The sequence below is a fragment of the Bacillus sp. GbtcB14 genome, from assembly GCF_019091205.1.
Lineage (GTDB): Bacteria > Bacillota > Bacilli > Bacillales > Bacillaceae_G > Bacillus_A > Bacillus_A cereus_AG.
The window spans coordinates 1-14086 of the sequence record NZ_JAGXJT010000011.1 but is presented as its reverse complement, the minus strand read 5'-3'; the positions used below and the strand labels follow the sequence as shown (position 1 = coordinate 14086).

Genomic DNA, 14086 nt, shown 5'->3' with positions numbered 1-14086 from the left:
ATCTATTGTTATGTTTTAACCCCAATAATATATGGATGATTAACAATGAATTTTGCGATGACCCCTTGTATATCAACAATATTCTGCTTTTTTACCAGCAAATTAATGTATTATGTAACGGTCTTTGTGTTACACCCTTCAAAGCATCCAAAATGCTTATGTATCAATGTTTTTTTAACATTCGATACTACCTTATGGAGCGTTGACACTTGGTAAATTCACCTTGTATTACTTCTCCATTTATGGCGTGGAAATTCACCAAAAATTTAATAATTTACACTCTTGCAACCAGGGTTTCTTAATGATTTGTTATCTTTTTAAATACATCTATTGTTCTGTTTTAACGATTGACGACATTGTTCAATAGTTGTAATCTTGTTTGATTTCAATACATCTATTGTTCTGTTTTAACAATCCACATAGCATACGGTGTCATATAATGACTTAAATTTCAATACATCTATTGTTATGTTTTAACGGATAATGGCCGTTATCACATTGTAGAGGTGGATCAATTTCAATACATCTATTGTTATGTTTTAACCCCGATAATAGATAGATGATTAATAACGAATATTGTGACAATCCCTTGTATATCAACAACATCCTGCTTTTTTACCAGCAAATTAATGTATTATGTAACGGTCTTTGTGTTACACCCTTCAAAGCATTCAAGATGCCTATGTATCAATGTTTTTTAACATTCGATACTACCTTATGGAGCGTATACACCTGGTAAATTTACCGTGTATCACTTCTCCATTTATGGCGTGGAAATCCGCCAAACTACTACCTACTACCTTATTTAATTAATATTTTCCATCTGCTCTATATACTGTTCTTTATATTTTGTTAAATTTAATTTTTCTTGTAACTTCAATTGTTTTTGTATTACCTTCTCAATATTGTACACAGAAATGTTTTTGGCAGCATTGTAGTCTGCATGAACTTTAAAACTACATTGCTGACATTCAAAGGTAGATTGATTTTGCCGATTATTTTTATGGATATACCCACATTCACTACATCGTTGACTTGTATAGGATGGGTCAATTTTCACCACTTTAATCCCATATTGATTTGCCTGATTCTTGATTTTTTCCTGCAAATCAAAATACGTCCAATTTTTTAGGAATGTTTGTTCTTTACTTATTCCTTGTAAATCCTCTAATTGTATAGTGCCACAATTATATTTTAAGCACTGTTGCACTATATAATTGGCATACTTATGATTCGTAGCATTTCTAAACTTGGCTATTTTATCATTTAGTACTTCAATTGGTTTAATTCGTTTTTTACGGCCTTTCCCTATCCTATTTCCACTACAATACTTACCTTGGCGTAATAAACTTATACGTCTATGCTCAATTTTTTTTCGAAAAGCCTCAATTTCTTCACCACTAATTCCCCCTCTTACCAAACCTTTATTAAACGCAAAATAGAGAACATTTATTTTCCCCATATCTATGCCCATAATTAAATCTTCATCAAATTTAAGTTCTTCTTTTATATTTGACTTATAAGTAATAGATAAATACCATTTCTTTTTATGTTTATGGAGCATGCAAGCGCCTTTGGCATATGTACTATCAATTATTCTATCTAAAATTACCTTCATACTATTTTGTTTTCTTGTCGATAATTTCACTAAAATTTTACCATTGGGTAAATCGTTTTCTTTTATAAATTTTGATGAAAAAAGAGATACGCTTGCGATATAATCACCACTCTTTTCTTTTATTATCTGAATAGAGTTTCCATGAATATCAATTGGTAAATTGTTTCGGAATGAAGGAATGGACATCTCACCACTCCAAATTTCTTTTTTTCTACTATTCCAGGTCTTAATTGTCTTCTGTAGAGTAGTGGACATATTGGCTTTATTAATATCTTGATATTCTTCTTTTAACTGATCATAAATATATCCACTTATGGTTTTTTGAGTACACCCATATAATTGTTGGGCACTTGGATATTGGCCAGTATCCTTAAAGTGCTTCAATGATTGATTATCATATTCCCACAATTTTTGTATAGTTCTATTCCCAATAGTTCTAAAATGATATGAAAGTGTACGTAAATATATTTCAAACGTCTTCCATTCTATATTTACAGGACAGACTATTTGGTATTTCATGACTTTTACAACTGTACTCAAATAGGTCACCTCACTGTTATATTGCTCATTATCGCAATATAACCGTTTAGTTTCAAATTTATACTAGATAAGAAAGATGTATCAATACTTGCTATAATTGATTTACTTATAAATTAACGAGGAGAAAAAGAAGTATGAAAAAATTAAACCCTTTAGATAATACAATTATTGAACACTTAGCTTGTTTGGAAATAAATAAATGCATACTACAACCCCCTTTTCATTTACAAAGTAATGTACAGTGGAATGACAAAGGACTTTCCTTTGATGGAGATATTAACATTTATACAAATAAAATTAAGAAAACAGATTTTATAGGCACCGTACCAATACAAATAAAAGGTACAACTAAATTTAAGAAGATCAAAAAGCAGCAGAAAATTGCTCATTCAATAAGTAAAGAAGATTTAGATGTATACTACAAGAATGATAATGGGGTACTATTTTTTGTAGTTACTATTCACCCTGAAACATATGTAAGTCAAGCGTATTATAAAACTCTAGCTCCATTAGATTTAAAGAAACTATTAGATGAGATAGAATTAACTGGACAAAAATCTATAACAGTTAATTTTAAAAAACTAGAATATGGAGAGTTAGAGAATATCTGTAAATCTTTTCTGAACTCATTGGAAAAACAGTCAAAAAGATTTATAGAAGATGCTAAAAACATAGCATTCTCACAATACAAAATTGAATATGGACATGTTCAAAATAATGTTTTAGTAGATTTATTTGAAGAACAAGCATATGTATATGGTGTATTAAATGATGTAGACTTTCCAATAGATATATTTCAACTACAAGAAATGCGCAAAGAAACAGATGAAATAGTAACAATAGGTAATGAAACACTCCGTATAAAATCTGTATTAAAAATAAGTAAAGAAATTATTTGTCTTACAATTGAAAATTCTTTAACATTTGAATTTAGTAAAAAATTTGTTGATGGCAAATTAAGATTAATAAACGGTAAGGTGCATTTAAGTAAATTAAAAACTCTCGGATCCTATGTAAAAAGCTTAAAGTTACTTAAATATCTATTAACATATAATAAAATTCCTTTATCCTCTTTCGAAATTGACACTACATTAAATGAGAAGGAAACTTTTAAAGATATTGATGAAAATATAAAGATCCATGAAGAACTTATTCAAATATGCAAACAGATAGGAATTAGTGAGGACTATATTTTTGATGAGAAGGAAAATCTATTCATCCTTTTTAATAAAATTATTAATATATTTAAAAATAAGCAATATGATTTAATTAATTTTACTCCTCCTTTAGATAAAAACAGTATGGTATTTTGTAACATTGAACTCTCTGATTACGTGATGGTAACATTGTTATTTGATGGCTATACTGCTATCGACTTTTTCAGTGTTAAAGCAATTAAAACAATGGGTGCATTCCTTCCTAAAGATGGGCATGTTATTGATTATGATGATGCTAATTGGAGGGAGAAAATTTGGAAAGTAAGTCTATATCTTAATCAGAGTATTGAGAATATGGAAAGAGCTGCAAACTTTAAATATGAAATTCTAGAACTTTCTTTTCAAGATGAACACCATGATATTGATTCACTTAATAGTATAGATACCCATCTAAAATATATTAGCTATTTTGATGAATATTCTGACGAAAAATATTTAAAAATTGCACAAGATCTTATCCAAAGATACCTATTAAAGAATCCTAAGGATATCATACAAAAAATTAATCTGTATCAAATTAATCTTAGACTAGGTAATGAGCTATCAGATGATGAAATTAACGATATCTTGACCATCCAAGAAAACGCTCAAAATAAAAATGATAAAATTTTAGACTATGCTTGTGAAGTTTTATTACAAAATAGGTTAAAATCCAAAAGATTATATGAATCTCTAAAAAAAGATGAACAAGATACAATTAAAATGTATCCTATATACCATTTATATAAAAATTTAATTTCAATTTAAATTTGCTCGAACATCTTCGTGAACTACTCACCACATAGCAAACACTTGAAGTATGAGTCTCCTGAAAGGTAAGTACTTTTACTAGGGCGAGGATATTAATAGTGAATCATTGCTAACTACATTACTTAACCATTAAAAAAACATTAAGCTAACTATTTTGATTAGGTATAAAAAAGGCTCCATCAACTGGGCCTTTTTTATATGTTAAGATAAATGTTCACAACTATTTATTTACTCTTTTCACAAAATCTTTTTGATCTCCTTTTAACTTGTAATACTTCATGTTAAGACGAATAGCTACTACAGAAATTATAATAAATCCTATTACATATAACATGTCTCTCTTTCCCCATTTCTTATTGTTTAGCGAACTTATTATGTAAATACTTCACATGTTTCTTTTCAATATCCTTATCCATAATGTTCGCTCGCAATATTGTTTGGTAGATGTGCTGGACCTCATCATTTGTTAGTTGCGTTTCAGTATATGATTCAATACATTTTTGTAGATCGTTATAATACAGGACATGTTTATCTTTAGATTGAACATTTACTCTTTTTAGACTGCATTTTGGATGGAACGCAGCAATCGAAATACTCGGCAGCTGTTGTTCCATTAACCATTCAATTGCCTTAATATGTTTATAATTTTGGCGAAATGGATTTTGAAAAGAGGATTTCTTTCTAAAGATACCCTGTGTCCACCTTGCAGATTTCTCATTTCCATAGATCCATCCCTCGTAGTTCTTCGTCTCTATAACAAATACACCGGTTTCCGCGATAACAATATGATCAATTTGCGTTGTATCACCATACTCCGTATGAACCGTAACATCATGTAACACGCAATAACTTTCGGAATCCAATTTGTTCAATATATGTTTCACTAATTTTTCTCCAGCTTTCCCCTTCCATTTTGGTACATGTTTTTTCACAACTATATTTAATGGAATCAGAATCGCAATGAGAACTAATTCAAATATTAATACTTTCATAATAGCCCCCCCTTTTTTACACCCTTGCGTTTCTGCGCATTAAACGATATACATGCGTTTCTAATCCTAAAATAAAATATGAGATACATAAGCCTTTTATCACCATCTCTACGAATCCTAATGCTAATGAAACAAGGAGCCCACCTCGAAACTGAAAAGGTCTGGTCACCCTTCTATTTACTGGTTTTTCAATGACGCCAAAGTTAGCCCAGGTAGGCAAACGTTTTTCCACATTTTTCACGGTACCCATTAATCCGTATTTTAACGATAGAATGAAACATCCGATTAATAAATAAACAACAGAAGAAAAATAGATAGATAGGCCTATTACGATGCATGTCAGTAACCAGCCTATTAATATAGAATTTCGCAAAGCAATATATTCTCGATTTCTTTTCAAAACAAACATTCCTTTCAGAATAAATTAGGGTATTTTTAAATGGAAAATATTTACATTTAAAAATAAGCATGATATGATACGTCTATATTAAATTTTGAAATAGCCTATAAAGGATTGTGATAGATATGTTAAAACTTGTAGTAGATAATACCGTAACAGAACCAGAACCAAAAACAGATTCAGCTTTTTCAAACTATTTCACCTGCAAAGACTGCGTATATTATCTTTCAAAATCAGATTCTTGCAGTCTACAATTAGCAGCTGATTCAAATAGTCCCCTTATTCCTTATGAGTGTGGGAATTTTGAGGAAACCTATGAAATCGGAACGGAAGATCCATTGAATTCACATATTCATCAACGACTTCGTGAAGAAAAAGCACAAATACTAGATGAAAGCTATCCAGCACAACCTGCTATCGATCCAATCCATAAAGACGCAATATGGTATGGGTCAGTAAACTATGGTTGTTGGATTATAAATGATTCGAAGAAACGTTTTGCACTTGCAGAACAGGTACCTTTCGGTGATAATAATATGTCATCTAAAAAATACGCATCTCCTTTTCCTTTACATGACCATGGTGCAAAAGAAGGTATCCGGCACTATATGTGTTGGTACGTAAATGAAAAAGGAATTGGCGAATACCATCTTCTTATTGGTGGTGTCATCATGAAAATTGCAGAAGGAGTTAAGAAACTTGGATTCAATTACTAATCGTATCTACAAGAAAAGAATGTTAGAACATACCATACTATTTAGTTTGGTACAGCTGGTACCATTGATCTTATCTACTGGTATCATATATATATTGCTAGAACTTACTGATACGGAGTGGAAAACCTGGTTTAGTTATGAAGGAATCTTTACAATTATTTTTCTTATAACTAGGTTCCAGGTGTTTCAGAATAAGAAAAGTATTATTTCTTTAAATCAACACGAAAAATGGTTTTCAAAGTTAAATATCTTCTTAGTCTCTATATTTCTAGTGTTTTTTGCATCGATACCAACTCTATTAAAAATTGCTTTCATTCTACAAATGACTGTTATTCTACTTCTACTAGAGTACCTTTGTTTGTATATTGATCGTTTACCGATACATAATTTATATAGAATACAAGAGATCATTTGTGATAAAAAACAACTCAAAATTGAACGAATTATTCTAAACAATGCGGAACACGGTACTCATACAATTAAAACAAGGGATGAGCAATACTTTTTATATACCGCTGTGTATTTGAGTGGCATACTATCGCCAATTTCAGAAGAAGTATTTGAAGAATATGAAAGAAAGAACCTAATGGGTAGATAAAAGGTACTGAATGTAAATTCAGTACCTCTTCTACTTTTATATATAGTTCTTTACATATTAGCAAATAGCCATGGAGCGAGTACGGCTAACATACACAGCAAACAAGATCCTGTTATGACACGGTTGGCCCAACGGTAATATTCAGGCTGTTTCGTACTCTCATGAATTCTTCTTAAACGAATACCTGCGATTAACATAAATGGTGTGAAAATAAGTGCTGTTGCTTTAAACAGGTCTAAAAAATCCGTAAAGATGTTCATAAATGAAAATACATCGGAACTAAACAGGAAGTATACACTTAGTCTCATCGACATCATGCTGATAAATGAGAAAATCATACTTCCGGTTGCCCACTTCATCCATTGACCATTCTTTGTAATTAATGCCATAACCATGACAATAACGCCTAATACGAATGAAATAGAAAAGATATTGACTCCTACTTTAAAAGCCGGCGCATACAATCCTTCAATCTTTTGTATGATTGATGATCCAAATGAATCATCTTTCTCTGTTGTTTTCGTTCGATTATTTAGTCCATCTGTAAATGAAGATGAAACATCATTTCCTTTTAACTCATTAAAATCTATTTTTACAGAAGCTTGAGCTGCTTGTAAGGGTACAAGTAATAAAATCATCAGAACAAGCGTGCATAAGACTCCTATCATTCCTTTTTCTCGCTTCATCACACATCACCCGCTAATTTTGGTTTGATGCTCTTTAATTTGATTTCATTTCCTTCTGCAGCATAAAAAAGATCTGCTGCATAATAGATATTTGCTTTTGTATATGCCCCCATAATTGCATTTGCAATTTCTTCTTTTTCTACTGCCACATATGTTTCATTTTCATTGTAAAACTCAATTTCAATTCGATTAATATTATTATTTAATACTGTAATATGTAATTCTTTTAAGCTATCTAAGCGATTCCCTAATCCACACACCAACTTAAATACTTTATTTGCAATTGTTGGTGGTTTTACATACGTCGTATTAAAATGAATCGTTTCATCATCTATCACACCATCTTCCTCGACTTCACACGTCATAATGAAAGAATGATTTTGTTTTTCAATTTCTTGTTGACTCAACTTGCGATCAATGACATACTTCACGCTTGTTGACAGGTTTTCTATATATTCATCCAGTTCGGTATTTGAAATTTTAACCTCTGAGAATTCCGGAAAAATCATGTAAGCGTGTATATTAGAACTACTTTTACTTACACGTAATACCTGGACTTGTTTCTTTTCATAGCGCACCGTTTGTTCTAATTTTTCTACTACATTGTTACTTATGGAATTAATATTCATTTACATTCACCTTTCAAAATTGTTATTTTTTCAACTCAAAATATTTTTTACTTCATTTAATCCTCATGTATGGATTTAATCTATTTTAAGCATTGTAATATTACGAAGAGTTCTCAATTCCCCTGTTTTAAGACTGTTAATCACTTGAATCTCAAAACATTTCAATATTACAATGACGTACAATGTCTCATTATAGTCGAATATCCTTATATGGTGAATCATTCTGTCCCACTCATTTGTACAAAAATAAAAAAATGTTTTATTCTTGTACAAATGAGTGAGAAAATGCTGTGCTTCATGCTATTTAACTAAGAAAATACAACTAGGAAATAGAATTATATATTCCCTAGTTGTCTATTACTCCATTCAACTAGTGTATAAGAATAAGGTGAATCGACCTCTAATTTCATATACAGTAATTGATTTTTCGGTAATATCTCTCCCTCTGTATGAATCCAATAACGCTTTTTATTAGACATATTTATGACACGTGTTAGTCCTTGTTCTTGTTCTATTACTTTTGCAGTCCACCTCACAAAATCCATATCTTCAACATCAGCTACTCCTTGTTGAACAGGAAAAACGTGTTCCGTTTCCGGTGGAATTGAAACATATTCTTGTTGTGAATACATGTCCTCATATTCTAATAATTCTTCTGGTATATCCTCATCACTTGGAAAAGGAATATCATAAACAACTTCAGGAGTAGGAGTATGATGAAAAGCATCAGCATACTCCACTTCTTCTATATCCTCATGTTTTAACCTGTTACTCTCTTCCTCACCCAGATTTTTATGAACAGATGTAGCAACTAAATCATAAATATTTGCTACATCCTTTTCTAAGGTGATTTCTTTTGTTGGAACAGTAACACGCTCTTGTTCCCTTCCAATAGGTCTATTTTCTCTTGGGCACCAATAAACGGGTCTTTCCACCGGTTTATTTTCCATTTCTTTTTTCTTGGCTTCTTCTATTAGAAATTTTTTCCTTGAATTACGAACTACCAAAAACACATAACAAAATAGACCAATAAAAATCTTCGTAAACATAATATTCCCCTCTCGATCATCCAAATAAATCAAACTCATACTGTCCATCGATTACTTTGTTTTTTCGTTTTTCTTTCTTTTTTGAGGAATCCACTTCAACAATAACTGAATCCCAGAATGTGATATCTTGTTTTTGTACAAGCATACGCTTATCAGTATTCAGTGTTGTTAAAGCTCGAATGATATCCTCTATCTCTCCATCTACTTCAAGTACATTCTGCTTCACTCGAACTCCAGGTACTTGTTCTTTTTTAATACATTCAACGGCACTTTGTACAAATTGAGCTTCTTTCATAAATGCTACGTCCATCGTTTCTGGTAATTTCTCCACCCAATTCGTAAATTGAATTTCAATTGATTCAAATACAGGTGTAATGACATTACCGATGTTCGCAAGGACGCGTTTCGATTCATCAGATGCTGCTTTTGTCCATTCCTCTGTAGAACCTTTTAATTGATTTCCACTCTTAATGTTTTGAATTAATAGAGTCTGTAGATCTCCTGTATCACCAAGCATTGCATTCAGTCCATCGCTTGTTGCATCACCATTCATTGCTTCAGCAGCTTTATTCTTCTGAGCAATTAACTGAGCCATCTGAGCTTGGAATGTTTCTTTGTAGCCCAGATAGAAGGTTCTACATTGCTTAGTTTGTCCAATACGCCAGTGTCTTCTTGCAGCTTGGTTTAACGTAAATAAGCTAAATGATAGTTGGTAGAAAATTATTGTTGGCGTGGCCAGCAAGTCCAATCCTACCTTAACTAATTCTTGTGAACAGATGATTACATTCACACCGCTACTTACTTGCTCTTTTAACCATGCACTGCGCTTTGGCGGAGCAACTGTATTCGTGCGAAGAATAGATACTTTTGCACCAGGTACTTGCTCTGCAACCTTCTGTAAACGAGGCTGAATGTCTCGTTCTTTCACTGTAGATCCTGTATCAGATACATAAATGATGGTTGGACGACCTTCAGAGATTTCAGTTTGCAATATTTCTTGTAACTTCTTCTCCTTCGGCTGTATACAATCCTCATCAAATCTAAATTCCTCGTTGGACCAAACCAATTCTTTTTCCGCGTTATCTAAGTGATAGTTTGGATAGTGGTTCATATTATCTGGATACGAATTTCCTGTACGAATATAAGAGAGCCATAGTTTCCCAACATCTGGTGTACCTTTCGCCCCTTCAATCGCCTTCTCAAAAGACCCTTTCATATGCTCATAAGCCTTTTTTTGTTCTTCCGACATCTCGACAAGAATCGTAGGTACATTAATTAACTCTACAGGATTTGGCCAAACATCTTTTAAGCGTACATTAATGGTTGTATCCATTAAGAATTGAGTAAACACATATGGTGAAATACCAGGAACAACTTTTGTTTTATCTAACATCCCTTGTGCACCACGTGAAGCAACGTTGGATACCACTTCACCGTCATGATAATACGTTCTCTCTATGTTTCCGTAGGTTTCATTCCACTCCATTAAAGAACTATATTCAAAGCCCCTTTTCACCATCTTTTGTGGGAATAAACGCCATAAAGTATAGAATACGTCGCTCGCGCGCCCACCGAATAATGTACCTGTTCCAGCTACAACTTTCTTACAAACCTTTGCTAAACTTCCTAGTGCAGTTCCTTGCGCTGTTTCACTTTTTAATTCGTGGACTTCGTCACAAATTAAAGCATCAAAGAAGTGTTTCATTTTTCGACGAATATACTCAACGGTAGCTACCTTTCGATATGCTCGTCCTGATTGTTTCGCTTCATATGGCTTGACACGATTCTCTAGCTCTAGTTGCTTTTGCAACGGTTTATTTCCCTCTTTTATTGCTTGCACTAATTTATTTTCATATTTGGTCCAATCTTTAAAACTCGCATATTTCGTTTTTACTTTTGGACTCCAAATGTTTGAATTACAATCAGCACATACACTGTTTTTATTTGTTTTTGAATCTAAGTCACTTCCTGTGAAATCTTTATACTGGCAGACTTCTTTCTGATCACCATTAGCTTGTTGAACCATAATAGAAGACGTTTTTTTACGTAACTTAGCACCACAATCTGGACAGTAGTAGCCATTCTTATAATATCTTTGCACATCTTCCTTCGATTTCTTGGAAAGTGCAATTTGTTTATAAGGTAATGGCATTTGTTTAATTGAGTCTCCTCGCATCGTTGTAAAACTAATGACAAAGAAGGTTGGTTTTTCTGGTTTTGGTCTTCCTGCCTGAATCCAAGATTGATGAATGCGAATTAAATCCTCCGTACGTTTAATCAGATGTACGTCTGCGTCTGGTATTAAGTGTCGTATTTCTTCTTTTGCCCACTTCTCAGTAAGAGTCGGTGGAACAAATACGCAGGTACGATACCCTTTTTTTCCGGTTAAATGGAAATATCCATCTACTGTCGCTGTCATGATTGCGCTTTTTCCGCTCGACATTTCCCCCTGTATAATGATTCCTTTTTGTACTTGTAACGCTTTTGCTGCACCTGTTGCTACATGTGCCTGTACAGGGAATAATGGTCTTTGGTACGTATCAAAATGAGATAATGCCTGTTCTTTCATCGGTTGATGTAAAGGCTCATCTAATTTCGTTACCTTATCAAGCATGACAGGTGAATACTCCAATAGATATTCATTTAAATCATTAATTTCATTGATTTTTTCACCTGTACCATCTTGTGGGAATTTACATTTTCCAGTGCGTATCATTTCTGATAAAAACTCTTTACAATCCTCTTCTTTTAGCACTACCTGCGCAATAGATAGAGAAGTAAATTCATTCTTATCAAAATACACATCTAATGGTTGTAATAACTTTCTAGTCAGCATCTCTTCGTATATTGGCTTCGCCCATTCTTCTAAGATTGGGAGACCGTATGGAGGAGCCATTAAGAAATCTCTTACTTGCATTTCTGGTGCTTCATCAATTGCAACAATATACTTTTCTTCTAATTCTTTAGAAAACGTAATAATTGCCTTTTTTCTATTTACTGTTTGTGTATTTATAAACTCAAATTGTCCAGTCGAGATTACATTCATTTTTTTGCCTAATACATAATGTAATTCTTCTTTTTGTCCCTCTCCAAAATACAAACGACGAGTCCCCATTGATATGGCTGCTCTGAATGACTTTAATGTACTGTCATTCGCACCTAACACTGCAAATTGCATTTGGTTGTTATGATTAACTGCCATAGCAAAGCAGAAAGCTGAATGTGAAGCAGTGCCTGTCTCCAATTGCAACATCGCTGGTGTTTGTTCCTGGTCAAATGTATCTTGTTTAATTATTTCTTGTAACATAAATTTCCCTCCTAAAATAAAAAACGCATCTTATTCGATACGTTTCATGTCCTACTCATTCAATTTATTGGTTAAAAATCTATAAACTGTTTCCACTCTGGTAATGATTGTTCAGCCGCATGTAGCATATCACCTGCACCTTGAAACACAGAGAATTGCTCTAATACTTCCAGATATGTACCTGCACCTAATTGAGAAGCACATAAACAAATGACTGTAAGTACAATAGCAATACGAAATATACGATTGCTAAACTCCCATACAATGTATAGTGCTCCTATCCCTAACAGTACAGACATATCTCTCTTCCTTTCCTAGACAAGTTCTTTGACTTCACCGGTTGGTGTTGCGATGATAAATTTCGCGCGGCGTTTTTGTAATACAACTTCTTTCGTTGTTGTTTCCAGTTTCTCGAATGAAGTTTCAAAAAACACATTTTCAGAACCACGAACCGCATGGAGTGTATCACCTTCACCTAGCAATCCATCTGCCACACCTGTTATCAGCAATAGTCCTAATTGTCCAGAAGCAATTGGCATTTTTGCTCTCTCTGCAGCTGTTTTTTCAGCTTGAAGTGAGTAACCATTTCCTCTATTTAATCGTTTCTTTAATGTTAAGATCCCCTCTGATTTGCCTACACCTTCATAAGCATCTTTATAATCCACGCGAGATGTGAAAATCAATTTGTTTTGATGTCGCAATTCAGGTATAACCCAACTTTTACGATTTACCATTTGCGCTAATGTATTTACATGTTCTCTAACAAAATCAAGTTCTGACATGTTCTCACAAAAATTAGCGAATCGATCGTTAAAATATGTATCATTTTTCGTAGCTGCACGCTTACGGCCAATAAAGACACATTGCTTAAATTGCTCAAATTCTTCATTTTCATCACCAAAACGCATTAATCCGATTTCCTCGTAATTCTTAGCTAAAAAGTAGCTAATTTCATCTCGAGCAAAACGATCGTATGGAATGACATACACCATAATGCCACCGTCTTGTAAATAATGGTGTGCACGCTTTAAGAAGTTAAATTCCATTTTCTCTGATTTCTTTTTTTCCGTCCGAAGCTCTGTATTATACGGTGGGTTTAAAAAGATAAGTGGAAAATAGTCATGACTAATCATCATACTTTCAAAGCTAGAACGTATCACTACGTCTAATTGCTCTTTTGCTTTGTTATATCGATTTGCATCTAATTCCACACCATATGTATCAAGTTGTATACCAACTTGTTTCACCGCATCCGCAAAACTTCGTAAAATTGTACCTTCTCCACAACATGGATCAAAGCAAGCATAAGCTCGCTCTGATTCCATTTGTAATAACTGTATTAAATGATTCCCTTCTGTTAGTGGTGTTGGATAAAATCCCGCCGCTAAATCATTTCCTAAAATTGTCGATAGGTAAGTCTTTGAGGTTATCTCCAACTTTTCCCCCGATCCGCACGGTACGTGCCACTTTCACGGCATACCGCGGTCCACCTATATTGTAGTTTTCTTTTCATCTAATAATGATAAGCTCTAAGCAAACAACGCTAGTTGTTCATGTTCCATATCCACTTCATTTTGTGATTAA

The 14086-nt window shown here is 33.1% G+C and carries 12 protein-coding genes; 3 read left to right on the top strand and 9 right to left on the bottom strand.

Annotated features, from left to right (window positions below):
- Positions 1–805: 805 nt before the first annotated feature.
- Positions 806–2167 carry an RNA-guided endonuclease TnpB family protein gene (locus tag KVT31_RS24245; protein WP_002073819.1) on the bottom strand — a complete coding sequence of 454 codons (1362 nt, stop codon included), beginning with the start codon at positions 2165–2167 and terminating at the stop codon, positions 806–808.
- 125 nt (positions 2168–2292) lie between these two features.
- On the opposite strand from KVT31_RS24245, the gene KVT31_RS24240 reads away from it, so the two are divergent.
- Complete coding sequence (locus KVT31_RS24240; protein WP_000735890.1) at positions 2293–4122, top strand: DUF4365 domain-containing protein; 1830 nt, start codon at positions 2293–2295, stop codon at positions 4120–4122.
- A 356-nt stretch (positions 4123–4478) separates the two neighbouring features.
- On the opposite strand, the gene KVT31_RS24235 is transcribed toward KVT31_RS24240, so the two are convergent.
- Positions 4479–5117 (bottom strand): nuclease-related domain-containing protein, encoded by a 639-nt coding sequence (locus tag KVT31_RS24235; protein ID WP_000866031.1) that lies wholly within the window; start codon positions 5115–5117, stop codon positions 4479–4481.
- Between the two features lie 16 nt (positions 5118–5133).
- Positions 5134–5517, bottom strand: coding sequence for a hypothetical protein (locus KVT31_RS24230; RefSeq protein WP_071713414.1), 384 nt, complete (start codon positions 5515–5517; stop codon positions 5134–5136).
- Positions 5518–5642: 125 nt separating this feature from the next.
- Here KVT31_RS24230 and KVT31_RS24225 point away from each other — a divergent pair, with 125 nt between their 5' ends.
- Together KVT31_RS24225 and KVT31_RS24220 are read left to right on the top strand one after the other, a co-directional pair.
- Entirely contained in the window at positions 5643–6233 is a 591-nt protein-coding gene (locus tag KVT31_RS24225; RefSeq protein ID WP_000916407.1) for a hypothetical protein, read from the top strand.
- A gap of 19 nt (positions 6234–6252) precedes the next feature.
- Complete coding sequence (locus KVT31_RS24220) at positions 6253–6831, top strand: hypothetical protein (protein ID WP_002073821.1); 579 nt, start codon at positions 6253–6255, stop codon at positions 6829–6831.
- Positions 6832–6881: 50 nt separating this feature from the next.
- On the opposite strand, the gene KVT31_RS24215 is transcribed toward KVT31_RS24220, so the two are convergent.
- The 6 genes from KVT31_RS24215 to KVT31_RS24190 all read right to left on the bottom strand — a co-directional run bounded on the left by KVT31_RS24215 (position 6882) and on the right by KVT31_RS24190 (position 13938).
- Positions 6882–7517, bottom strand: coding sequence for a hypothetical protein (locus KVT31_RS24215; protein ID WP_000817906.1), 636 nt, complete (start codon positions 7515–7517; stop codon positions 6882–6884).
- The gene (locus KVT31_RS24210) at positions 7517–8146 is read right to left on the bottom strand and encodes a hypothetical protein (RefSeq protein WP_001024815.1); all 630 of its coding nucleotides are present in this window, start codon (positions 8144–8146) and stop codon (positions 7517–7519) included. Before KVT31_RS24210 ends, KVT31_RS24215 begins: the two co-directional genes overlap by 1 nt.
- Before the next feature lie 335 nt (positions 8147–8481).
- Positions 8482–9195 carry a hypothetical protein gene (locus tag KVT31_RS24205; protein WP_000494367.1) on the bottom strand — a complete coding sequence of 238 codons (714 nt, stop codon included), beginning with the start codon at positions 9193–9195 and terminating at the stop codon, positions 8482–8484.
- 16 nt (positions 9196–9211) lie between these two features.
- Positions 9212–12502 (bottom strand): DEAD/DEAH box helicase, encoded by a 3291-nt coding sequence (locus tag KVT31_RS24200; protein WP_061531593.1) that lies wholly within the window; start codon positions 12500–12502, stop codon positions 9212–9214.
- A 71-nt stretch (positions 12503–12573) separates the two neighbouring features.
- The gene (locus tag KVT31_RS24195) at positions 12574–12801 is read right to left on the bottom strand and encodes a hypothetical protein (protein ID WP_000114819.1); all 228 of its coding nucleotides are present in this window, start codon (positions 12799–12801) and stop codon (positions 12574–12576) included.
- Positions 12802–12816: 15 nt separating this feature from the next.
- Positions 12817–13938 carry a DUF6094 domain-containing protein gene (locus KVT31_RS24190; protein WP_000406896.1) on the bottom strand — a complete coding sequence of 374 codons (1122 nt, stop codon included), beginning with the start codon at positions 13936–13938 and terminating at the stop codon, positions 12817–12819.
- Between the last annotated feature and the right edge of the window lie 148 nt (positions 13939–14086).

Excerpts from the sequence above, each read along its gene's own strand:
- KVT31_RS24240 (WP_000735890.1), top strand. The coding sequence starts at position 2,293 with ATGAAAAAATTAAACCCTTTAGATAATACAATTATTGAACACTTAGCT.
- KVT31_RS24235 (WP_000866031.1), bottom strand. The coding sequence starts at position 5,117 with ATGAAAGTATTAATATTTGAATTAGTTCTCATTGCGATTCTGATTCCA.
- KVT31_RS24225 (WP_000916407.1), top strand. The coding sequence starts at position 5,643 with ATGTTAAAACTTGTAGTAGATAATACCGTAACAGAACCAGAACCAAAA.
- KVT31_RS24220 (WP_002073821.1), top strand. The coding sequence starts at position 6,253 with ATGTTAGAACATACCATACTATTTAGTTTGGTACAGCTGGTACCATTG.
- KVT31_RS24215 (WP_000817906.1), bottom strand. The coding sequence starts at position 7,517 with ATGAAGCGAGAAAAAGGAATGATAGGAGTCTTATGCACGCTTGTTCTG.
- KVT31_RS24210 (WP_001024815.1), bottom strand. The coding sequence starts at position 8,146 with ATGAATATTAATTCCATAAGTAACAATGTAGTAGAAAAATTAGAACAA.
- KVT31_RS24205 (WP_000494367.1), bottom strand. The coding sequence starts at position 9,195 with ATGTTTACGAAGATTTTTATTGGTCTATTTTGTTATGTGTTTTTGGTA.
- KVT31_RS24200 (WP_061531593.1), bottom strand. The coding sequence starts at position 12,502 with ATGTTACAAGAAATAATTAAACAAGATACATTTGACCAGGAACAAACA.
- KVT31_RS24195 (WP_000114819.1), bottom strand. The coding sequence starts at position 12,801 with ATGTCTGTACTGTTAGGGATAGGAGCACTATACATTGTATGGGAGTTT.